This window comes from Pseudomonas sp. B21-051, assembly GCF_024748795.1.
In the GTDB taxonomy this organism is placed as follows: domain Bacteria; phylum Pseudomonadota; class Gammaproteobacteria; order Pseudomonadales; family Pseudomonadaceae; genus Aquipseudomonas; species Aquipseudomonas putida_A.
This window is the reverse complement of the sequence record NZ_CP087166.1, coordinates 1793325-1815880: the sequence shown is the minus strand read 5'-3', so window position 1 is coordinate 1815880 and position 22556 is coordinate 1793325. Positions and strand designations below refer to the sequence as shown.

Genomic DNA, 22556 nt, shown 5'->3' with positions numbered 1-22556 from the left:
CTCAAGCCATAGGGACTATAGCGCTGGGACGAAAATGTTGGTAATTTTCGCCCCGGTGATCACCAGGAGTTCTAATAATGAAAAAAGTCATGCTCAAAACCACCCTTAGCCTCGCCGTTACCATGGCATCCACCCAGATCTTCGCAGCTGGCTTTGCCATCAACGAACACAGCATCAGCGGGATGGGCACTGGTTACGCTGGGCGATCCTCTTCTGCCGACGACGCAAGCACTGTTTATGGCAACCCTGCCGGCATGTCGCGCCTCACGCGTGAACAAGTCACTGGCGGTGTTGCATTTCTCGATGCCAAGACCGATATCAGCGACGCCAGCTCCAGCCCTAACGGCGGCAGCAACAAAGGCGACATGGTGCCCTTCACCTCCGTACCTATGGGCTTCTACGTCAAACCGATCGACGAGCATTGGGCATTCGGCCTCGGCGTATACGTGCCGTTCGGCCTGATTACCGATTACGAAAACGGCTTCGCCGGCCGTTACTTCGGCAGCAAGTCCGAAGTACAAGTCATCACTTTCCAGCCGACTGTCAGCTACAAGTTCAACGACGTGGTGTCGATCGGTTTCGGCCCGACCATCAACCGCATCGACGGCACCCTCGAGTCCAACCTCTCGGTGACTCAGCTGGCGCCGGACGGCAAGGTCAAGATCAAGGGTGACGACACCGCGCTGGGCTACAACATCGGCGTACTGGTGCAGGCCACCGACACCACTCGCCTGGGTCTGACCTACCACTCGAAAGTCGACTACAAGCTCGAAGGCAACACCAAGGTCAACTACGGCGCACTGGCTGCGGTCGGTCTGGGTGCCAGCCAGAAGTACGACGCTTCGCTGAAGATCACCACCCCTGAATCCGTGGACTTCTCGGTTACTCAGGCGATCAACGACCGCTGGAACGTCTATGCCGGTTCGACCTGGACCCGCTGGAGCCAGCTGAAGAAGATCACCGTTGAAAACTCGGGCGTGCAGCCGCTGCTGGCCGGTCAGTTCGGCGAGATCACCGAAGACCAGAACTGGCACGACTCCTGGGCCTACGCCGTGGGTACTTCGTACCAACTGAACAAGGAATGGGTACTGCGTACCGGTCTGACCTTCGACCAGTCGCCGACCAACAACGTCGACCGTTCGCCACGCATTCCTACTGGCGACCGCACCATTTTCAGCATCGGTGCCGGCTGGAGCCCGACCGAAGATCTGACCATCGACGTCGCTTACTCGTACCTGAAGGAAGAGTCGGTCAAGATTCGCAACGAAAACAATCGTGGCCAGAGCTACGACGCCAAGTATGAAAACTCGGCAAACGGTTTCGGTGTCGGCGCTACTTACCGCTTCTGATGCTGCACGGCGAGGCTGAACCCTCGCCCACAAATAAGCCCCGCTCTCTTTGCAGAAAGCGGGGCTTTTTTGTTCTCGCATGACCGCCACTGTAGGAGCTGCGGCACGCTGCGATCTTTTGATTCTGATCTTTAAAATCAAAAGATCGCAGCGTTCCGCAGCTCCTACAGGAACGGGGCAAAGGCACGCATCTTCATGGTTACAGTGGTTTTGAGGCGATGGCCTTCTCGACTGCCGCAATAAACTCCGGGTCATCCGGCTTGGTCAGGCTGGAGAAATTGGCAATCACCTTGCCTTGCCGATCGATCACGTACTTGTAGAAATTCCACTTCGGCGCACTGCTCTGTTCGGCCAACACCTTGAACAAGTGAGTAGCATCGTCGCCACGGACTTTCTGCGGCTCGGTCATGGTGAACGTCACGCCGTAGTTGGCGTAGCAGACCTTGGCGGTTTCGGCGCTGTCCTTGGACTCCTGCTTGAAGTCATTGGACGGCACGCCGAGCATTTCCAGGCCTTGCGCTTTGTAATGCTGATTGAGCGCTTCGAGGCCCTCGAACTGTGGGGCGAAGCCGCAGAAACTGGCGGTATTGACCACCACCAGCGGCTTGCCGGCGTAGCGCTGGCACAGATCGACGGATTCCTTGGCGCGCAACTTGGGCAACGAACCTTGCAGCGCCTCCGGACAGTCAGCGGCCTGGGCCAGTCCGGTCAACGCCATCAGCAACGCGGGTACAGCACACCAGCGCATGAGCATGTCGGGGCATCCTTTGAGCAGTCATCAGACTCCCGACGTTACTCGCCATCCAAGCCTACAAGCAAGCGCCCAGGCCCAACTGCATCAATGCCAGGCCGCCTTGATGCCAGCCCCACCACACCAGCGCCAGCAACAGCGCGCCGAGTGCGGTGAAGGCGATTCGCGGCCAGGAACGCTTCATACGGCGCCGACAGCCGGCTGCAGACGCGCCACCGGACGTTCGCGCACCGGCCAGTTCAGCGCGGCCGCCAGCAGGCTCAAAAGAATCGCCACTTGCCAGATCAAGTCATAACTCCCGGTACGGTCATACACCACCCCACCCAACCAGCCGCCGAGGAACGAGCCGAGCTGATGAAAGAGGAACACGATACCGCCGAGCATGGACAGATTGCGCACGCCAAACAAGGTCGCCACCGTGCCGTTGGTCAATGGCACCGTCGACAGCCACAGGAAGCCCATGGCCATGCCGAACAGGTACGCCGAGGTCGTCGTCACCGGCAGCCACAGGAACAGCACGATCACCACCGCACGCAGCAGGTACAACGCCGTCAACAGACGCGGCTTGGACATGCGCCCGCCGAGCCAGCCGGCGGTGTAAGTGCCGAAGATATTGAACAGCCCGATCAGCGCCAGCACCGTGGTGCCGACCGTCGCCGGCAGATGCTGATCGACCAGATAAGCCGGTAGATGCACGCCAATGAAAACCACCTGGAAGCCGCAGACGAAAAAGCCGAACGCCAACAGCCAGAACCCCGAGTGCGAACAAGCTTCGCGCAATGCCTCGGACAAGCTCTGCTCGTGGCCCAGCGCCGGCAGCGGCTTGTCCTTGAGCATGCTCACCAGCGGCACGATCAGCGCCACCAGCAGGCCTAGCACCAACAGCGCCGCCGACCAGCCGAGCCAGCCGATCAACCCCAGCGTGCCCGGCAACATCGCAAACTGGCCGAACGAACCGGCAGCACTGGCGATGCCCATGCCCATGCTGCGTTTTTCCGGCGGTACGGCACGGCCAACCACACCGAGAATCACCGAGAACGACGTACCGGACAGACCAATACCGATCAACAGGCCCGCACTCAGCGACAGGGTCAGCGCCGAATCGGACAGCCCCATGCACACCAGGCCCGCGGCATACAGCACGCCGCCGACCAGCACCACTTTCGCCGCCCCGAAACGGTCAGCCAGGGCGCCAGTGAACGGCTGCGCCAGACCCCAGATCAGGTTCTGCAAGGCGATGGCGAAGGCAAACACTTCGCGCCCCCAGCCGAACTGCGCACTCATCGGCGACAGGAACAGACCGAAGCCATGCCGCACGCCCAATGACAACGCCAGAATCAGCGCACTTCCCAGCAACACCCAACCGCACGTACGCCACATCGATGTCATTATTATTCTCCGTTCGCGGGTATATACCCGCTTAAAACCGGAAAAACCGGCCTTCAGGCCAGTTCATCCAACAGTCGCAGCAAGGTTTCACGCTTCTCGGCGCCCAGACGATCGATCAATCGCTGTTGCGCCGCTTCCCAGGCCGGCAGCGCGGCCGCGAGGCGCTGTGCACCGGTTTCGGTGAGCCGGACGATGCGGTTACGCATATCCTCGCCCTCGGCCAGCGCCACCAGGCCCTCGCCTTCCAGGACCCGCAGGTTGCGCCCCAGGGTGCTGCGATCCAGACCCATGGCTTCGGCCAGTTCCGAGATGCTCGGTTGATCCAGACGCTGCAGATTGCACAGCAAAGAATACTGGGCAACGTTGATCCCGAAGCCGTCGAGAGCGCCGTCGTAATGCCTGCTGACGCCACGAGCGGCGCGACGCAGGTTGGTGCACAAACACTGAGAAGGAAGCATGATGCGTGTATATACCCGCGACTGTGTTAAATCAAGTTACACATGAGTTTTACCCATACATTTGTAGCGCCTGGTAGACCGCTTTCGCGAGCAGGCTCGCTCCCACAGGGGAATGCATACCAAATGTGGGAGCGAGCCTGCTCGCGAAGAGGCCGACACCTGTCTTAGCAAGATGTCAGACCAACACCACCCCAACCAGCACCGCCATTTCCAGCAACTCCAGCAACGCCCCCGCCGTATCGCCCGTAGTCCCGCCCAACCGCCGCATCATCACGTGCCGCAGCCCGACAAACCCGACCAACGCGACAACCAGCGCAACAATCGCTTTCACCCCGGCAATCAGCAAGCAGGCCAGCGCACTCGCCCCAAGCACCCACCAACCGGCCCGGCGCGGCAGATGATCCGCCAATGCCTGCCCCAACCCACCCGCGCGCACATACGGTGTGGTCAGAAACAGTCCCAGCAGCGCCGCACGCCCCAACAACGGCACGATGATCAACATCACTGCGTGCCCCTGCTCGATCAGCGCCAGCAACGCGCAGAACTTCAGCAGCAACACCAACACCAGCGTCACCACCGCGATCGGCCCGCTGCGCGGATCCTTCATGATCGTCAGCGTGCGCTCGCGATCACCGAAACCACCGAGCCAGGCATCGGCGCTGTCGGCCAGTCCGTCGAGGTGCAGCGCGCCGCTGAGCAGCACCCACACCGTCAGCAACAGCGCCGCATGCAACAACAACGGCGCGCCAGCCAATACCAGGTTGAATACCCAGAGGATCACCCCGAACAGCAACCCCACCAGCGGATAAAACAACAGCGAACGCCCGAGCTGTTGCGGCTCCGGCATACCCGGCAGACGAATCGGCAAACTGCTGAGAAATTGCAGGGCGATCCACAGTGGCAGCATCTCAGTGTCCTTCCTTGAGCACGCCATCGGCTTCGACGCTGAGCGCAAACAGCGAAGCATGCGCGACTTCGACATTGAGCAACTGCTCACGCGGTAAACCTCGCGCCTGCGCCAGCAACAGACGCATCACGCCGCCATGACTGATCAACAAAACGCGTTCACCGGCATAGGCCTGATGCAACCGCGCAACCGCGCCCAGCACGCGAGCCGCAAAATCGCTGACCGGCTCACCCTGTGGCGGCGTGAAGGCATATGGATCGGCCCAGAACAACCCCAGCGCCTCGGCATCAGTCTCCATCAACGCCGCTGCGCTCTGGCCCTCCCAGGCACCGAAATGCAGTTCCTGCAGGTGCTTGTCCAAATGAACCGGCAAATTCAGTTGCTCGCCCAGCTCGGCGGCAAACCGCGCACAACGCTGCAGCGGCGAACTGATCAACCGATTCCATGGCCCGCCCGCGACCACGGCGGCACGCATCTGTGCCCAACCCTTTTCGGTGAGCGCATCATCGAGACTGCCGCGCAAACCGCCGCCCAGTTCAGTCTCACCGTGGCGCAGCAGGTCCAGACGCAAGGTCATGCCGGACGATCCGCCACCGCGGCTTCGGCGAACGTCGCCATCTGCCCGTGCAAGTCACAGGCCAGACGCAACAGCGGCACGGCCAATGCCGCCCCGCTGCCCTCGCCCAAACGCAGGCCGAGCTCCAGCAACGGTTCGGCGTTAAGGGTTTCCAGCACATGGCGATGGCCCGGCTCGGCCCCACGATGACCGAACAGCAGCCACTCGCGGCAGGCCGGATTCAGCCGCACCGCGACCAAAGCGGCGACCGTGCAGATAAAGCCGTCGACCAGCACCGCGACACCTTCCTGCGCACAAGCCAGGTACGCGCCGACCAGTGCGGCGATTTCAAAACCGCCGAGGTTGAACAGGGTTTGCAGCGCATCGCCACGTTGCGCCGCGTGCAGCGCCAGTGCGCGCTCGATCACTTGTGCTTTATGGCTGACGCCCTCGGCATTCAACCCCGTGCCGGGACCGGTCAGGTGCTCCACCGGACAGTCGAGCAAAGCACACGCCAGCGCACTGGCGGCAGTGGTGTTGCCGATGCCCATTTCGCCGCCGATGAACAACTGCGTGCCAGCCGCTTTGGCGCGCAGCACGCTGTCGCGACCGGCCTGCAAGGCGAGTTCGCCCTGTGCCTGGGTCATCGCCGCGCCCTTGGCGAAATTCGCCGTGCCCGGGCCGATGTTCAGATGACGCACGCCCGGCAGATTCAACGTCGGTGTCACGGTGCCCAGATCGACCACTTCCAGCTGCGCATCGAGCTGCCGCGCCAGCACGCTGATTGCCGCACCGCCGCTGACGAAGTTGAGCAACATCTGCCCGGTGACTTCCTGCGGGAATGCGGAAACGCCTTCCGCGACCACCCCGTGATCACCGGCGAAAATCGCGATCCAGACCCGCTCCAGCGTCGGTTTGATCTGCCCCTGCAATCCGGCCAGTTGCACCGCCACGCTTTCGAGGCGACCGAGGGAGCCGGCCGGTTTGGTCAGTTGCTGTTGGCGCGCCGCCGCTTGTTCAACGATCTCGGCATTCACGGATTGGTACGGGTTCAACCACCACGCTTGAGTCATAACGCAGATCCTTTCAGGGTCAGGGGCAGGCCGGCGACGGTCAGGACGACTCGCTGACAACGCTCGGCCAGAGCTTGATGCAGCCAACCGGCTTCATCGACGTAGCGGCGAGTCAATTCGCCCAGCGGCACGACACCCATTCCGGTCTCGTTGCTGACAAAAATGATTTCTCCCGGCAATGACGCCAGGCAGTCCAGCAGGGCTTCACGCTCAGCGGTGAGCCGCGCGGCGTCATCGAGCATCAGCAGATTGGTCAGCCACAGGGTCAGGCAATCCACCAGCAGGCAACGCTCGGCACTGGCGTTCTCGCGCAGGACGCGGGCCAGCTCCAGCGGTTCTTCGATCAGCGCCCACTCCACCGGACGCCGGGCGCGGTGATGGGCGACGCGTTCGTTCATTTCACCGTCCAGCGGCTGGCTGGTGGCGATGTAAGTGACCGCCAGTTGGCTGTCGCTGGCGAGCTTTTCCGCCAGGCGACTTTTGCCGGAGCGGGCGCCGCCGAGGATCAGTTGGAGCATGGGGACATCCTGAAAATTATATGTTGAGGCGACCGGCCCCTTCGCGGGCAAGCCCGCTCCCACCCTGGAATGCATTCTCATGTGGGAGCATGGGAACATCCTGAATTTATGTGTTGAGGCAACCGCCCCCTTTCGCGAGCAGGCTCGCTCCCACATGGGAATGCGTTCCAAAGTGGGAGCGAGCCTGCTCGCGAAGAGGCCGTAACAGCCAGCCTAAATCCCGCAGAGCTGACGCAGCAGCCCGGTATCCAGATGCTGCTCCACCAGATCCGCCAACCGCTCGATATCGCGCTCGCGCAAGCCGTGATAATCCACCTCCTGCACGTCGTTCAAACCGGCCCAACGCAGCAACGCGGTACTGGCCTGCGGCGACTCGAACAAGCCATGCAGATAAGTGCCGAACACCTGCCCGTCCAGACTCTGCGCGCCGTCGCAACGACCGTCATCCAGATGCACCGCCGCATTTTCCAGCGCCGGCCCCACCGTCACTCCCGCATGGATTTCATAGCCACTGACCTCAGCGTTTTCCAGCGCCAGATGCCCACGGACATTGCGCAACTGCTTCTCGGCTTCCAGCATGGTTTCGAACGCCAGCAAACCCAGGCCGGCACTCGAACCCGGTGCGCCTTCCAGGCCCAGCGGATCGTGCACTTGCTCGCCGAGCATTTGCAGGCCGCCACAGATCCCCAGCAACTTGCCGCCATAGCGCAAGTGCCGATTGATCGCCGTGTCCCAGCCATTGGCGCGCAGATACGCGAGGTCGCTGCGCACGCTTTTCGAGCCAGGCAGGATGATCAGGTCGGCGGCAGGGATCGCCTGCCCCGGGCCGATAAATTGCAGATCGACCTGCGGATGCAAACGCAGCGGATCGAAGTCGGTGTGATTGCTGATGCGCGGCAGCACCGGCACCACCACTTTCAGCACTTGCTCGGCCTTGTCGGTCTGGCGCTGGTCGATGCCGTCCTCAGCCTCCAGATGCAGGTCCATCACATATGGCAGCACGCCCACCACCGGTTTGCCGGTGCGCTGCTCCAGCCAGTCGAGGCCCGGTTGCAGCAAGGCGATGTCACCGCGAAAACGGTTGATGATGAAGCCTTTGACCCGCGCCTGTTCACTCGGTGACAGCAGCTCCAGCGTGCCCACCAGATGGGCAAACACGCCGCCACGATTGATGTCGGCGATCAGCAGCACCGGACAATCCACCGCTTCGGCAAAGCCCATGTTGGCGATGTCACCGGCACGCAGATTGATCTCGGCCGGCGAGCCAGCGCCTTCGACCATCACCAGCGGATACGCCGCGCTCAGCCGCTCGTGCGACGCGAGCACCGCTTGCATGGCGATGGCTTTGTAGTCGTGATACGCCACGGCATTCATGCTGGTGACCGCACGGCCATGAATGATCACCTGCGCGCCGGTGTCGCTGTTGGGCTTGAGCAGCACCGGGTTCATGTCGGTGTGTGGTTCAAGATGCGCCGCTTGCGCCTGCACCGCTTGCGCCCGGCCGATCTCGCCGCCGTCGGCGGTCACCGCGCTGTTGAGCGCCATGTTCTGCGGTTTGAACGGCACCACCGCCACGCCCTGACGGGTGGCCCAGCGGCACAGCGCCGTCACCAGCGTGCTTTTACCAGCGTCGGACGTGGTGCCTTGCACCATCAGCGTGGTCATTTCGATTCCTTGGCAAAGGCTTGCAGCGCCTGTTCGAGACGCGCTTCTTCAGCGGCGTTGGCAGGCAGGCCGAAACGCAGGCTGCTGTTGTGGGTGAAGATGCGCAGGAGGATCCCGCGTCGGGCCATGAACTCGTGCAACGCAGGTGCGTGCTCGGTGGTCAGCCACTGAAACAACGCGCAACCGCCGTGAGGTTTGAAGCCATAGCGCTCCAGCAGCAGCGCCAGACGTTCACTGGCCTCGTCGCTACGAATGCGTTGCCGGGTGTGCGCTTCGGTGTCTTGCAGGCAAGCCTGACCGAGCACCCGCGTCGGCCCGCTGACCGCCCAGGGCCCGACCTGTTCCGCGAGCAATCTGAGCAACTTGCGCTCGGCCAGCACGAAGCCCAGACGCACCCCGGCCAGACCGAAAAACTTGCCGAACGAACGCAGCACAATCAATCCGATCTGGTTAGCATGCGGCGCCAGACTCAGCTGCGGCGTGTTGTCCATGAACGCTTCATCGACCACCAGCCAGCCGCCACGCTGGGCCAGCCGCGCGTGCCAGTCGAGCAACCGCGCCGGGGTCAGGCTCAGGCCGGTAGGGTTGTTCGGATTGACCACCACCAGCACGTCGAGGCTATCGAGAAAGAATTCGACTTCCTGCTCCAGCACTTCGCGCACGATATAACCACTGCGACGCCAGGCTTCGGCGTGCTCGGCATAACACGGCGACAACACACCGACCTTGCCAGCGCGGCGCAGACGCGGCAGCAATTGGATCGCCATCTGCGAACCGGCCACCGGCAGCACCTGCGAAGCGCCGTAGTAATCACACGCGGCCTGTTCCAGCCCGTCATCGGTTTCCGGCAAGCGTGCCCAGGCGCGCAACGGAATCTCCGGGATCGCAAACGGCCACGGCGCGAGGCCGCTGGACAGGTCGAGCCAGTCAGCCTCGGCAATCCCGTAATCGAGTGCAGCCTTGCGCAGCCGGCCACCGTGCTCAAGCATAGAATTCAGCCCCCACGCAGAGAATCAGCAGCCATAACCATACCCCGCGCTGGACCAATTGCCAGCCGCGATCAATCGAATCAGCATCCGCCGGCGGACCTTCGCCCAGTTGCGGACGCTCGTGCAGTTCGCCGTGATAGATCGCCGGGCCGCCCAGTTCGACATTCAACGCGCCGGCACCGGCCGCCATCACTGGACCGGCATTCGGGCTGTCCCATTGCGGGCCTTGGCTGCGCCAGCATTTCCAGGCGAGCGAGGTGTTGCCCAGCAGCGCGTAGGTCAGCGCCACCAGTCGGGCCGGAATGTAGTTGAGCACGTCGTCGATTTTTGCCGCGCACCAGCCGAAGCGCTCGAAGCGTTCGTTGCGATAGCCCCACATCGCGTCGAGCGTATTGCTCAGGCGATAGAGCACCACGCCCGGTGCACCCGCCACGACAAACCAGAACAGCGCGGCGAACACTGCGTCACTGCCGTTTTCCAGCACCGACTCGGTGGCGGCACGGGCGACGGCGGTGCTGTCCAGTTCGCTGGTCTGGCGGCTGACCAGATAGCCAACACGCTTGCGCGCTTCTTCCAGATCGTCAGCGCGCAAGGCGGCGGCTACTGGTGCGACATGCTCACCGAGGCTGCGCATGCCGAGGGCGCAATACAGCGCAAGAATCTCGACGATCCAGCCCACGTAAGGCGCCCAGGAAAACGCGGTGGCGAGCAAGGTCAGCGGCAGCACCGCGATCACCCACGCGGTGACCCCATGACTGCGCCAGCCACGCCCGCCCGCATTGAAACGGCGCTCGATGCGCCCGGCAAAATTGCCGAACGCCACCAGCGGATGCCAGCGTTTCGGTTCACCCAGCAGCGCATCCAGCGCGACCGCGGCGACACTCAACAACGCCACACTCATTGACTCACTCCCCAATAATTTTCGTACAGCAACTCATTGAGCGGCCGCGCCTGCGCCCACCCTTCGAGTACCAGCATCGGCGCCGGATAGAATTCCTTGACCGGACCCAGGCACAACACCGCCAACGGCTTGGCCCCGGCCGGTAATTGCAGCAGATCGGCCAGTGCCTGCGGTTCGAACAGTGAAACCCAGCCCATGCCCAGTCCTTCGGCACGGGACGCCAGCCACAGGTTCTGAATCGCGCAGGACAGCGAGGCCATGTCCATTTCCGGCAGCGTACGACGGCCGAAAATATGTTTTTCGCGATCGTCCATCAGCGCCGCGACCAGGACTTCGGCGCAGTCGTTGATGCCTTCGACCTTGAGCTTCATGAACTCGTCACTGCGCTCGCCGAGGGCTTCGGCGGTACGCACACGTTCTTCTTCGACGAGGTTCTGGATCTGCCCGCGCAGGGCGCGATCGCTGATGCGGATGAAGCGCCATGGCTGCATCAGACCGACGCTGGGCGCCTGATGCGCGGCTTCGAGTAGACGGCGCAGCAGCTCCGGTTCGACCGTGCCGCCGGTGAAGTGGCGCATGTCGCGGCGTTCGGCGATGGCTCGGTAGACGGCTTGGCGCTCGGCTTCGGAGAATGTGTTGTCGGCCATGGACTCTTCGCGAGCAGGCTCGCTCCCACATTGGACGGGGTGCTTGCTCAAGAAACGCGATCCCCTGTGGGAGCGAGCCTGCTCGCGAAGGCGGCCTGACATTCTGGCGCAAACAACGCGGCAATCGCCTTCGGATTCGACGGAAAGTAAAAATGCACGTAGGACGCCGTCATCCGCCCCTCCCGATAAACCGCCTCCGCCCCGCGCCCGCCATTCGGGCTGATGCCCCGGGCAATCGGCGTCAGCTCGGTGCTGGTCAGGGAATGGTGATAGGTGTGGCCGCGCAACGAACCTTCCGGCAAATCCACCGCTTGCAGTGCCAGTGCGGCCAGACGTTTTTGCATCACCGCCTCACCGCGCAGCAGGCCGACCAGTTCGGCGCGGGTGCCGTCAACATCAGTTAGCGCATCGAGCAGATAGAGCATGCCACCGCATTCGGCGAGCAGCGGTTTACCGGCGGCGTGGTGCGCACGGATCGCATCGAGCATCGCGGTGTTTTGCGCCAGCGCGACATGGTGCAATTCCGGGTAACCACCGGGCAGATACAGACTGTCGGCCTCGGGCAATTGCGTATCGCGGATCGGCGAGAAGAAGCTCAACTCAGCGCCCATCGCCCGCAGCAGATCGAGACTGGCGCCATAAGTGAACGCAAAGGCTTCATCGCGAGCGACGGCGATGCGCACGCCGTCGAGCAGCGGTTCAGCAGGGATCACTTCAGGCGCAGCGAATTCCACGGCCGGTGGCAGCGCTACCTCGCAACTGCTGGCCAAGGCTTCGGCGGCGGCGTCGAGACGCAGGTCGAGGTCATTCAGTTCGCTGGCCTGCACCAGACCGAGATGGCGGCTCGGCAGCTCGATCCCGGTCTCGCGGGACAGCGCGCCGTACCAGCGCAAACCTTCGGTGAGGCTGCCTTCGAGCAATTGCGCATGACGCAAGGTGCCGACACGGTTGGCCAGCACGCCGGCGAACGGCAGATCCGGCTGATAACGCGCCAGCCCCAACGCCAACGCGCCGAAGGTCTGGGCCATGGCGGTGCCGTCGATCACGCCGAGCACCGGTACGCCGAAATGCCGCGCCAGATCGGCGCTGGACGGCGTGCCGTCGAACAGACCCATCACGCCTTCGATCAGGATCAGATCGGCTTCGGCGGCGGCTTCCCACAACAGGCGGCGGCTTTCCTGCTCGCCGACCATCCACATGTCCAGTTGATACACCGGCGCACCGCTGGCGCGCTCGAGAATCATCGGGTCGAGGAAGTCCGGGCCGCACTTGAACACGCGCACCTTGCGCCCTTGATTGCGATGCAAGCGCGCGAGCGCGGCGGTGACGGTGGTCTTGCCCTGACCGGAGGCCGGCGCGGCGATCAGTACCGCCGGGCAGTGACGTGGTTGATTCAAAGTTCGACGCCTTTCTGCGCTTTGATGCCGGCCTGGAAGGCGTGTTTGAGCATGCCCATTTCGGTGACGGTATCGCCCATCTCGATCATTTCCGGCTTGGCCGCGCGACCGGTGACGATCACGTGTTGCATCGGCGGACGCGCCTGCAAATCGCTCAGCACCTGATCGAGATCGAGGTAACCGTGCTTGAGGGCGATGTTCAATTCGTCCAGCACCACCAGGCCGATCGACGGATCACGCAGCAGCTCGCGGGACACTTCCCACGCGGCTTCGGCGGCGGCGATGTCACGTTGGCGATCCTGGGTTTCCCAGGTGAAACCCTCGCCCATCACGTGAAAACGCACTTGCTCGGGGAAGCGGCGGAAGAACAGTTCTTCGCCAGTGCTGTTGCGGCCCTTGATGAACTGCACCACGCCGCACTGCATGCCATGGCCCATGGCGCGGGCGAGCATGCCGAACGCCGAGCTGCTTTTGCCTTTGCCATTGCCGGTCAGCACCAGCACCAGGCCGCACTCGTCAGGGGAATTGGCGATGCGTTCGTCGATCACGGCTTTTTTGCGCTGCATACGCGCCAGATGGCGTTCGTCGCGCTCGGGGGAATCGGTCATGAGGGGAGCTCTCCGTTGAGGCTGGATAACGGCGGGCAGGCACAAGAATAGACGGCAAAAAGCCTGGCATCGCCCACCGTGATGCCGCTGGATGGATCAGGCCGGTCTCCGGGCTCATGAGCGGCGAATCGCCTGACTGCGCGCCTTCCCGCGTCGGTCGACACAGTGGCTCAAGGCGCAGTTTTCACTCATTTACCGTTGCGGGGGCAGCGCCGGGATCGTGATCGTGCTTCGCCTGAAGACAACCCTCACCGGCTTCCCTGTTTCACTCTGTCGACACAGGTCACAGAGCACCTGAAACAAGCCGCGAAGGTTAGAGGGTTGGGGGTGGAGCGTCAATTAAAGAGGGGGCCGTCGGGCGAATAACTGCCGTCGATCAATTAACCGACGCCAATCTTGTGCCACACTGAGACAAGTGATATCAAAGAGCCATGCTTTTGTTTGAAAAAGCACACCACAACAATAAGGATGATGACGATGCAAGGCATGATCATCAGCAACCCGCGCCTGGAATTCCTGCGCCCGATGCTGGAACGCTGGTTTGACTGTATCGACCGCTACAACACCATTCGCGGCGACAACGACACCCCTTACTGGCATGACGAGAAAGCCAATCTCGGATTGCTCTCCGCGGCGGCATGGATGGCCGAGCTGGTGACCCTTTGTGATACCTCGACCCGAAAGCAGAACGAGGAAGGCGAACGCAATGCTCGCGCCGACCTGTTCATCGCCGGGGCTGAAGACCGCGCCTACCTTCAGGCGACCCAGCGCTGGCCACGGGTCAACAACCTCAATCTGACCCAGGCCCTGCTGGACATCACCAGCGACGCCAAACGCATCAGTTTTGCCAGCGACCTCAAGCTCGGCTGCCTGTTCGTCGCCCCGCAAAAAGCCCAACACAGCGCCAGCCCCGAAGAGTTGCAAGACATGGTCGACGACCTGCAAAAGGAACACTGCTGCGCAGTGGCCTGGTATTTCCCCTACGCCTACCGCAAGTTGCGCAGCGAAGCGGGCAACTATCACCCAGGCATCGCCGTGCTGTTCAAAGAGGCCCGAGGTTGAGCGGTTGAACCATCGGGTGCGCGCGCTCCTCTATGATTAGGCATGCATTCATAGGGAAGATCAGTAATGCGCAAAACCCAACTCGCTCTCGTCATCACCCTCGCCGGAGGGCTCGCCGCCTGCGGTGAATCCTCCAGCCTGCAAGTTTCTGACGGCACCGGCCCGTCACCGAAACTGCCTGAACCAAACAAAACCCTGATCCCGACGGTGAACATCGCCCCGGCGGTCGGCTGGCCCGCCGGCGGTAAACCGACCGCCGCAGCCGGCACGCAAGTCGCAGCATTCGCCGAAGGCCTCGACCATCCGCGCTGGCTCTACGTGCTGCCCAACGGTGACGTGCTGGTGGCGGAAACCAACGCCCCGCCCAAGCCTGACGACAGCAGCGGCATTCGTGGTTGGGTGATGAAGAAAGTCATGGGCAAGGCCGGCGCTGGTGTGCCGAGCCCGAACCGTATCACCCTGCTGCGCGATGCCGACCACGATGGCGTGGCCGAGACCCGCACGGTGTTTCTGCAAAACCTCAATTCGCCGTTTGGCATGACCCTGGTCGGCAACGATTTGTACGTCGCCGACACCGATCGCCTGCTGCGTTTCCACTACGAAACCGGCACGACCGAGATCAAGACCCAGCCGATCAAAGTCACCGACCTGCCGGGCGGTACGCTGAACCATCACTGGACCAAAAACGTTATCGCCAGCAAGGACGGCAGCAAGCTGTACGTCACCGTCGGCTCGAACAGCAACGTCGGCGAGAATGGTCTGGATAAAGAAGAAGGTCGCGCGGCGATCTGGGAAGTCGATCGCGCCACCGGTAACCACCGGATTTTCGCCTCGGGCATTCGCAACCCCAACGGCCTCGCCTGGGAACCGACCACGGGTGCGCTGTGGACAGCGGTCAATGAGCGTGACGAAATCGGCAGCGACCTGGTGCCGGACTACATCACCTCGGTCAAGGACGGCGGCTTCTATGGCTGGCCCTTCAGTTATTACGGTCAGCACGTGGACGTGCGGGTGAAGCCGCAGAATCTCGATCTGGTGGCCAAGGCCATCGCTCCGGACTATGCCGTAGGCCCGCACACCGCCTCGCTGGGCCTGACCTTCGCCGAAGGCAACAGCCTGCCGGCGCAGTTCAAGGAAGGCGCGTTCATCGGTCAACACGGCTCGTGGAACCGCAAACCGCACAGTGGTTATAAAGTGATTTTCGTACCGTTCGCGGCCGGCAAGCCGAACGGAGCACCGGTGGATGTGCTGACCGGTTTCCTCGACAAGGACGAGAACGCACTTGGCCGCCCGGTAGGCGTGGTGATCGACCAGCAAGGTGGTTTGCTGGTGGCGGATGATGTGGGGAACAAGGTTTGGCGGGTGTCGTCCGCCAAGTAACTTTTGCCTGACCTGAAACAACTGTGAGAGCGAGCCTGCTCGCGAATGCGGAGTGTCAGCCTCCATTGAGTTGACTGATACACCGCTTTCGCGAGCAGGCTCGCTCCCACATTGGAATGGCTGCGATTTTTACTACGGGTTATGCGCCAGATGCTCAGGCTGCAATACCCGCTTGGCACTCAGATACGCTTTCTGCCAGTACGCCTTCGACAGGCTGTCCAGCTTCACTGTGCCGCCGGTTGCCGGCGCATGCACGAAGCGCCCTTCGCCGACGTAAATCCCCGCATGACTGACCTGCGAACCGCCATTGGTGGCGAAGAAGATCAGGTCGCCGGTCTGTAACCCCTCTTTGCCGACATTTGGCGCCTGCATCACGATCATCTCGCGGGTGGAGCGCGGCAAGGAGATGCCGGCGGCATCGCGGTAGACGAAACCGATCAGACCGCTGCAATCGAACCCGGAGTCCGGTGTGTTGCCGCCCCAGCGATAAGGCGTGCCAACCAGGCCCAGCGCGCGAAACAGCACGTCTTCAGCAGCCGGCGAAAAAGCTTGGGAAGGCCCAAACACCACCGGGGCGCGAACCACGGGCGCAGGCGGCGGAGTACGGCTGGCGCAGGCGCTGAGCAGCGCTGCGAAGAAGATCAATGTGAGGCGGGCCGACATCGTCATAAGCAGAACATCCTGATCTGGCTGCGGCTTTCTCTGCCGAATGGACAGAAACAAAACCGCCTGCGCAGCACGCAGGCGGTTTGCCATCAATATAGATACAGGATTCTAGCGGCTACGCGGCAAACTTCAAGTAAGACTTTAACTTCACCTTGTAAAGTCTAGGTCTACTCCCTTGCCGGGAACCGTTTTTGTCGCCACGGACGTAGCGACAACGGGGGGAATCACTTGCGAGCGGTGACCACGGTCGGTGCCATTGCGAGGGCGCGTTTGGCTTCGATGAAGGTCTTGCTCCAGTAGCTGTCACCCAGGCTGTCGATGCGAACACCGCCGCTGCGACGACTGCTGGAGTGGATGAACTGGTTGTCACCCAAGTAGATCCCGGCATGGCTCACACGACCGCGACGACCATTGGTGGCGAAGAACAGCAGATCGCCCGGTTCAAGGTTGCCGCGCGAGACCAGAGGCGCATCCACGTTGATCATTTCACGGGTGGAGCGCGGCAGATTCATGCCGGCTTCTTCGCGAAACAGATAACCGATGAAACCGCTGCAGTCGAAGCCGGCTTCAGAGGTACCGCCGAAACGGTAACGGGTACCGATCAGGGACATGCCGCGTTCCAGGATACTGTCGGCCAGAACCGGGAGCTCGTACGGCTTCTTGTTGAAGTCCGAGAGTTCTTTTTCGGTGTCCAGCTCTTCCTGGTAAATAACGGAAGACTGGGCAGTGGCAGAATTTTTAACCTGTTGAGGCTGCTCTTGAACTGGAGAATGAGCAGCGCAACCGAACAACAGGGTGACGAGTGCGAGAGGCACGAGGGGTGCGAAGCGATTTAGCATGGGCACGACCGTGGCTGAAGTTGTAAAGAAGCCGAGACTATGCCCGCTATCGCCCTCATTTGCAAATTCAATCGATCTTTTTGTGACTTCCCGGTTTCTCGTTTACATCTAAGCGCTTAAGCCCATTTGACTCGATACGCGGTCTGCACACGTTGCGGAAAAGCGGATTTTCTGGCGCCTGAAATATGTCGAAACGCGGTCAAAGCCGCGTATTTCAAGGGCTGGCTACCAGCCGAGGGTTTCTTTCAGGAACGGAATGGTCAGCTTGCGTTGCGCCTGCAACGAGGCCTGATCCAGCTGTTCGAGCAGGTCGAACAATGCACTCATGCTGCGGGTGCCGCGAGTCAGAATAAAGTGTCCGACTTCATCGGTCAGGTGCAGACCGCGACGCGACGCGCGCAATTGCAGGGCACGCAATTTGTCTTCATCGGAGAGCGGACGCATCTGGAAGATCAGCGCCAGAGTCAGGCGCGATTTAAGGTCAGCCAGCTTCACCGGCAGTTCGCGCGGCGAGGTTGAAGCGGCAATCAGCAAACGTCGACCGCTGTCACGCAGGCGGTTGAACAGATGAAACATCGCCTCTTCCCAGTCCGGCTTGCCGGCAATCACCTGCAAGTCATCCAGGCAGACCAGTTCGTACTGCTCAAGGTTGTCGAGGATTTCGATACCACGATCCATCAGCTCGGCCAGCGGCAGATACACCGCCGGTTCACCCATCTGCTCGAAACGCAGACACGCCGCCTGCAACAGATGCGTACGCCCTACCCCATGCTTGCCCCACAGGTAGATCAGACTTTCGGTCCAGCCGGCGTCGGCTTCGCATAGGCGCTCGACATAGCCGAGTGCAGCGGCATTGGCGCCTGGGTAGTAGTTGATGAAGGTGGCGTCGTCACGCAGACGCACACCTAGGGGCAGCTGAATCGGTTTCATGCTGACTGAACAGTTCTCAAGGAACCGTTAGTGGCCTCTGTGTAAAGTTTGCGAAGTTTATACTCGTGAAGCTGAGCGCACAATGCGACAGACTCCAAGCAAAATCAAAGGTTTGCGTTAACACGCTGGTTTTATGACAGTTTCTCTGACGCGGTATCGAAACACCCCGCCGCAAAACACGGGCCAACCCGGCACAATGCCGGGCCGCCCGTGATCGGATTACAACTCAGGCTCATCTGCCCCGCTGTAGATATCCGAGTCCTTGTACAAATCGTGCACGTGACGCACCAGCACCATGATCACCGCCGCCACCGGCAATGCCAGCAGCACACCGGTAAAGCCGAATAGCTCGCCACCCGCCAGGATCGCGAAAATCACCGCCACCGGATGCAGGCCGATCCGGTCGCCCACCAGCAACGGCGTCAGCACCATGCCTTCCAGCGCCTGCCCGACCATGAATACCGCGACGATGCCGATCATCGGGTACAGGTCGCCACCGAACTGGAACAGCCCGGCAATCAGCGCAGCGCCAATACCGATCACAAAGCCCATGTACGGCACGATGGCCGCCAGACCTGCAATCAGGCCGATCAACAGCCCCAGTTCCAGACCAACAATCATCAGGCCCGCTGCGTAGATCACGCCCAGCGCCAGCATGACCAGCAACTGCCCGCGTACGAACGCGCCGAGCACCTCGTGGCACTCACCGGCGAGCGAGACGATGGTTGCTTCACGATCACGCGGCAGCAGGCTGCGGATCTTGGCCATCATCACGTCCCAGTCGCGCAGCAGGTAGAAACTCACCACCGGGATCAACACCAGATTCGCCAGCCAGCCGATCAGCGCCAGACTCGAGGCCGTCGCCTGACTCAGCACCACACCGACGATGTCAGTGGTCTGCCCCATGTGTTCGCTGATCGCCGCCTTGACCTTGTCGAACTTCCAGAAACCGTCCGACAGCCCCAGCTTCGATTGCGCCCACGGCAGCGCCGTGTGCTGCAGCCAGTCGAGCATCTGCGGCGCCAACTCATACAAACGCACCAACTGCTTGGCGAGCATCGGCACCAGCACCAACAGCAACGTGGTAACGATCAGGGTGAACAGGGCGAACACCGCGATCACACCCCAGGTTCGCGACAAACCGAGTTTCTCCAACCGATCCACCAGCGGATCGAACAGATACGCCAGCAGCAACGCCACCAGAAACGGCGTGAGGATCGGATGCAGCAACCAGACAAATGCGCAAAGCAGGACTACCCCACCGAGCCAGAACCAACGCCGCGTATCGGCCATGTACCACTCCTACTGCTTCTATATAAGGAAAGACTTACCAGCGAAACCGCAACGAAGGTGCTACCGGTGCAGGCGCTGGAGCCGCAACAGGTGTCGCACCTGCGACGGCTAGCTGCGGTGCTGCTGGCGTCGGCGCTTCGGCCGGCAACTCCTGCAACTTCGCCAGCGACAATTGCGCGCGCAACTGATCGGCACTGCCGTTGACCCGATACACGATACGATCACCATCGACACTTTGCAGACGCACACCGAACGGTTCGAGTAACCGCAGCAGCGTGGCGTAATGCTCAAGATTCATGCCCTGTACTTCCAGAGTCTGTTGGCCCGAAACGCCAGGCTTGGCGACAAAGCGCGGCGCCAGACGCTCAGCCACCGCCAGCATCACAGCATCGGCCACGGCAGCCTGATCGGCGCCCTGCACACTGCCGGCTTCTTTCTGATCACCCAGCCACAGATGCCACTTGGCCTGCCACTGCCCGCCCTCTTCGTGCGCATGCACCGCCAGCAAGGCATCCGCGCCGTAACGCTCCGAAGCGCCGCGCAATGGTGCGGGATCGGTGCCATCCAGCACTGGCGCGGTGGCCACCAGTTGCTCACTCAGATCCGCCAGCGGCAGACGCAGCGGCAAGCCGCGATGCTGAGCCGCAGAACGCAGCGGTGCAGCCGCTGCCTGACCGTCGCCGACCAGGCTCGAACCTTCAGTCGAATCGTTCAGCCACCAGCTCAGAATCGACGGCCGACTCGCCCCCCACAATGACAGCCCGGCGCGGCGCAGCGCTTGCTCGGTGGTGGCCGGATCGAAATCGACCTTGAGTACCTCCGGCGGCCCGGCATCGAACCCGAACTGACTGATGATCTGCTGCGGATCCTTGCGAATCGCCGCCAGCCCCGGATTCTGCGGAGCCTTGGGGTCGCCGGTCAGGCGCAACACCAGCGTATCCAGTGCCGCCTGAGTGGCGCGATCACGCTCTTCCGGCGCCTGGCTGCTGACCGGCTGACGCACTTGATAGAGACCCTTGAGGTTTTCGGCATGACTCGCCAGGCTGACCAACGACAAACAACCCACAACCAACAATTTACAAAAACGCATGGAAAATTCCCGTCGACAGGAGCGGCTGGAACAGGCCGCGTGAACCGGTTAAGCAAGGCTGTGACAATCTGCCATCGCAAAACATTCACACGCTAGCGGTAAGTTTTTGCACAGTGATAACGATAGACGGTTAATCGGCACACCTTATACAGGCAGCCACCCGGCACAATTGCAAAAAATTTCAGTCGATTATGCCCCTGCCCGTCGGCGCGAGGATGGCCGCTGCCCCTCAAGCCTGATAAAATCGCGCGCCTTCGCAGACCGGCAACAGCCGGGCACCCCGAAATTCGCGTAAGGCCATCGCCCTCTCGATTTCGATGTTCCCGCTGAACTCGGTCGTTACCCCTGAATCCCCTCCCCTAAAGGCCTGGATCATGAGCAAGCAACCCTCCCTGAGCTACAAGGACGCCGGTGTAGACATCGACGCCGGTGAAGCATTGGTCGAACGCATCAAGAGCGTCGCCAAGCGCACTGCGCGCCCGGAAGTCATGGGCGGCCTGGGCGGTTTCGGCGCCCTCTGCGAGATCCCGGCCGGTTACAAACAGCCGGTGCTGGTTTCCGGTACTGATGGCGTCGGCACCAAGCTGCGCCTGGCGCTGAACCTGAACAAGCACGACAGCATCGGCCAGGACCTGGTCGCCATGTGCGTCAACGATCTGGTGGTATGCGGTGCAGAACCGCTGTTCTTCCTCGACTACTACGCCACCGGCAAGCTGAACGTCGACGTAGCTGCCACCGTGGTCACCGGTATCGGTGCAGGCTGCGAACTGGCTGGCTGCTCCCTGGTCGGCGGCGAAACCGCTGAAATGCCTGGCATGTACGAAGGCGAAGACTACGATCTGGCCGGCTTCTGCGTCGGCGTGGTGGAAAAAGCCGAAATCATCGACGGCTCGAAAGTCGCCACCGGTGACGCGCTGATCGCTCTGCCATCGTCCGGCCCGCACTCCAACGGCTACTCGCTGATCCGCAAGATCATCGACGTGTCTGGTGCCGACATTGAAACCGTTCAGCTCGACGGCAAGCCACTGACCGACCTGCTGATGGCCCCGACCCGCATCTACGTGAAGCCGCTGCTCAAGCTGATCAAAGACACCGGCGCCGTCAAAGCCATGGCCCACATCACCGGTGGCGGCCTGCTGGACAACATCCCGCGCGTTCTGCCAAAAGGCGCTCAGGCCGTGGTTGACGTGGCCAGCTGGACTCGCCCGGCAGTCTTCGACTGGCTGCAAGAGAAAGGCAACGTCGACGAGACCGAAATGCACCGCGTACTGAACTGCGGCGTGGGCATGGTGATCTGCGTGGCTCAGGAGCACGTTGAAGTGGCCCTGAACACCCTGCGTGATGCCGGCGAGCAGCCTTGGGTCATCGGCCAGATCGCTGCCGCTGCCGAAGGCGCTGCTCAAGTCGAGCTGAAAAACCTCAAGGCTCACTGATGTCCCAGACCTGTGATGTCGTGGTGCTGTTGTCCGGCACCGGCAGTAACTTGCAGGCTCTGATCGACAGCACGCGGACCGGCGACAGTCCGGTCCGCATCGCTGCGGTGATTTCCAACCGCACCGACGCCTATGGCCTGCAACGCGCCAGTGACGCGGGTATCGCCACCCGCTCGCTGGATCACAAGGCTTTCGAAGGTCGCGAGGCCTTCGATGCTGCCCTGATCGAACTGATCGACGAATTCAAACCGAAACTCGTGGTACTGGCCGGCTTCATGCGCATTCTCAGCGCTGATTTCGTGCGCCACTATCAGGGTCGTCTGCTCAATATCCACCCGTCGCTGCTGCCCAAATACAAAGGGTTACACACTCATCAGCGCGCGCTCGAGGCCGGCGATGCGGAACACGGCTGCTCCGTGCACTTCGTCACCGAGGAACTCGATGGTGGACCACTGGTCGTACAGGCAGTAATACCGGTAGAGTTGCACGACACGCCGCAGACACTTGCGCAGCGAGTGCATGTCCAGGAACACCTGATCTACCCGATGGCTGTACGCTGGTTTGCCGAAGGCCGACTGGCACTCGGTGAGCAAGGTGCTTTACTGGATGGCCAGTTACTCGCGGCCAGCGGCCACTTGATTCGACACTAGGAGAT

Annotated in this window: 24 protein-coding genes and 1 riboswitch; of the genes, 5 read left to right on the top strand and 19 right to left on the bottom strand. The window is 61.8% G+C overall.

Features of this window, described 5'->3' with window-relative positions; translation table 11 throughout:
- Window positions 1-77 precede the first annotated feature (77 nt).
- Window positions 78-1349: an OmpP1/FadL family transporter gene (locus LOY52_RS08220; RefSeq protein ID WP_202371128.1), complete on the top strand. Its 1272-nt coding sequence runs from the start codon at window positions 78-80 to the stop codon at window positions 1347-1349.
- A 199-nt stretch (window positions 1350-1548) separates the two neighbouring features.
- Here the strand turns inward: LOY52_RS08220 and LOY52_RS08215 are convergent, their stop codons facing one another.
- The 14 genes from LOY52_RS08215 to cobO form a co-directional block, all read right to left on the bottom strand.
- Window positions 1549-2103, bottom strand: a complete 555-nt coding sequence (locus LOY52_RS08215) for a glutathione peroxidase (protein ID WP_258679026.1) — start codon at window positions 2101-2103, stop codon at window positions 1549-1551.
- Between the two features lie 55 nt (window positions 2104-2158).
- A complete protein-coding gene (locus LOY52_RS08210; protein ID WP_256588587.1) occupies window positions 2159-2284 on the bottom strand; it encodes a hypothetical protein in 126 nt (41 codons plus the stop codon).
- Window positions 2281-3489: an MFS transporter gene (locus tag LOY52_RS08205; RefSeq protein ID WP_258679025.1), complete on the bottom strand. Its 1209-nt coding sequence runs from the start codon at window positions 3487-3489 to the stop codon at window positions 2281-2283. Before LOY52_RS08205 ends, LOY52_RS08210 begins: the two co-directional genes overlap by 4 nt.
- A gap of 53 nt (window positions 3490-3542) precedes the next feature.
- Window positions 3543-3947, bottom strand: a complete 405-nt coding sequence (locus tag LOY52_RS08200) for a MarR family winged helix-turn-helix transcriptional regulator (protein ID WP_007950413.1) — start codon at window positions 3945-3947, stop codon at window positions 3543-3545.
- 175 nt (window positions 3948-4122) lie between these two features.
- On the bottom strand, window positions 4123-4854 hold the full coding sequence (locus LOY52_RS08195; RefSeq protein WP_258679024.1) for an adenosylcobinamide-GDP ribazoletransferase: 732 nt from the start codon (window positions 4852-4854) through the stop codon (window positions 4123-4125).
- A gap of 1 nt (window position 4855) precedes the next feature.
- Complete coding sequence (gene cobC / locus LOY52_RS08190; RefSeq protein WP_258679023.1) at window positions 4856-5431, bottom strand: alpha-ribazole phosphatase family protein; 576 nt, start codon at window positions 5429-5431, stop codon at window positions 4856-4858.
- Window positions 5428-6483, bottom strand: coding sequence for a nicotinate-nucleotide--dimethylbenzimidazole phosphoribosyltransferase (cobT, locus tag LOY52_RS08185; RefSeq protein ID WP_258679022.1), 1056 nt, complete (start codon window positions 6481-6483; stop codon window positions 5428-5430). Before cobT ends, cobC begins: the two co-directional genes overlap by 4 nt.
- A complete protein-coding gene (gene cobU, locus LOY52_RS08180) occupies window positions 6480-7001 on the bottom strand; it encodes a bifunctional adenosylcobinamide kinase/adenosylcobinamide-phosphate guanylyltransferase (RefSeq protein ID WP_258679021.1) in 522 nt (173 codons plus the stop codon). The genes cobT and cobU overlap by 4 nt, the downstream gene beginning before the upstream one ends.
- 213 nt (window positions 7002-7214) lie before the next feature.
- On the bottom strand, window positions 7215-8666 hold the full coding sequence (locus LOY52_RS08175) for a cobyric acid synthase (RefSeq protein ID WP_258679020.1): 1452 nt from the start codon (window positions 8664-8666) through the stop codon (window positions 7215-7217).
- Window positions 8663-9655, bottom strand: coding sequence for a threonine-phosphate decarboxylase CobD (cobD, locus tag LOY52_RS08170; RefSeq protein ID WP_258679019.1), 993 nt, complete (start codon window positions 9653-9655; stop codon window positions 8663-8665). The genes LOY52_RS08175 and cobD overlap by 4 nt, the downstream gene beginning before the upstream one ends.
- Window positions 9648-10556 carry an adenosylcobinamide-phosphate synthase CbiB gene (gene cbiB / locus LOY52_RS08165; protein WP_258679018.1) on the bottom strand — a complete coding sequence of 303 codons (909 nt, stop codon included), beginning with the start codon at window positions 10554-10556 and terminating at the stop codon, window positions 9648-9650. Before cbiB ends, cobD begins: the two co-directional genes overlap by 8 nt.
- Entirely contained in the window at window positions 10553-11203 is a 651-nt protein-coding gene (bluB, locus tag LOY52_RS08160) for a 5,6-dimethylbenzimidazole synthase (RefSeq protein ID WP_258679017.1), read from the bottom strand. The genes cbiB and bluB overlap by 4 nt, the downstream gene beginning before the upstream one ends.
- Window positions 11204-11250: 47 nt before the next feature.
- Window positions 11251-12600, bottom strand: a complete 1350-nt coding sequence (locus tag LOY52_RS08155) for a cobyrinate a,c-diamide synthase (protein WP_258679016.1) — start codon at window positions 12598-12600, stop codon at window positions 11251-11253.
- A complete protein-coding gene (gene cobO / locus LOY52_RS08150) occupies window positions 12597-13208 on the bottom strand; it encodes a cob(I)yrinic acid a,c-diamide adenosyltransferase (protein ID WP_108589729.1) in 612 nt (203 codons plus the stop codon). Before cobO ends, LOY52_RS08155 begins: the two co-directional genes overlap by 4 nt.
- Window positions 13209-13289: 81 nt before the next feature.
- A riboswitch (cobalamin riboswitch) is annotated at window positions 13290-13521 on the bottom strand.
- Window positions 13522-13685: 164 nt separating this feature from the next.
- Between cobO and LOY52_RS08145 the strand changes: the two genes are divergently transcribed.
- Window positions 13686-14270 carry a hypothetical protein gene (locus LOY52_RS08145; RefSeq protein ID WP_258679015.1) on the top strand — a complete coding sequence of 195 codons (585 nt, stop codon included), beginning with the start codon at window positions 13686-13688 and terminating at the stop codon, window positions 14268-14270.
- 66 nt (window positions 14271-14336) lie between these two features.
- Window positions 14337-15650, top strand: coding sequence for a sorbosone dehydrogenase family protein (locus tag LOY52_RS08140; RefSeq protein WP_258679014.1), 1314 nt, complete (start codon window positions 14337-14339; stop codon window positions 15648-15650).
- Between the two features lie 132 nt (window positions 15651-15782).
- On the opposite strand, the gene LOY52_RS08135 is transcribed toward LOY52_RS08140, so the two are convergent.
- The 5 genes from LOY52_RS08135 to LOY52_RS08115 form a co-directional block, all read right to left on the bottom strand.
- Entirely contained in the window at window positions 15783-16319 is a 537-nt protein-coding gene (locus LOY52_RS08135; RefSeq protein ID WP_034156233.1) for a C40 family peptidase, read from the bottom strand.
- Window positions 16320-16540: 221 nt separating this feature from the next.
- Window positions 16541-17155, bottom strand: a complete 615-nt coding sequence (locus LOY52_RS08130; RefSeq protein WP_007962885.1) for a C40 family peptidase — start codon at window positions 17153-17155, stop codon at window positions 16541-16543.
- A 225-nt stretch (window positions 17156-17380) separates the two neighbouring features.
- On the bottom strand, window positions 17381-18085 hold the full coding sequence (gene hda / locus LOY52_RS08125) for a DnaA regulatory inactivator Hda (RefSeq protein ID WP_025111852.1): 705 nt from the start codon (window positions 18083-18085) through the stop codon (window positions 17381-17383).
- A 219-nt stretch (window positions 18086-18304) separates the two neighbouring features.
- On the bottom strand, window positions 18305-19378 hold the full coding sequence (locus LOY52_RS08120) for an AI-2E family transporter (protein WP_258679013.1): 1074 nt from the start codon (window positions 19376-19378) through the stop codon (window positions 18305-18307).
- A 34-nt stretch (window positions 19379-19412) separates the two neighbouring features.
- Entirely contained in the window at window positions 19413-20468 is a 1056-nt protein-coding gene (locus LOY52_RS08115) for a DUF2066 domain-containing protein (protein WP_258679012.1), read from the bottom strand.
- Window positions 20469-20842: 374 nt separating this feature from the next.
- On the opposite strand from LOY52_RS08115, the gene purM reads away from it, so the two are divergent.
- Window positions 20843-21901 (top strand): phosphoribosylformylglycinamidine cyclo-ligase, encoded by a 1059-nt coding sequence (gene purM, locus LOY52_RS08110; protein WP_258679011.1) that lies wholly within the window; start codon window positions 20843-20845, stop codon window positions 21899-21901.
- Complete coding sequence (purN, locus tag LOY52_RS08105; protein ID WP_258679010.1) at window positions 21901-22551, top strand: phosphoribosylglycinamide formyltransferase; 651 nt, start codon at window positions 21901-21903, stop codon at window positions 22549-22551. Before purM ends, purN begins: the two co-directional genes overlap by 1 nt.
- Window positions 22552-22556: the final 5 nt, after the last annotated feature.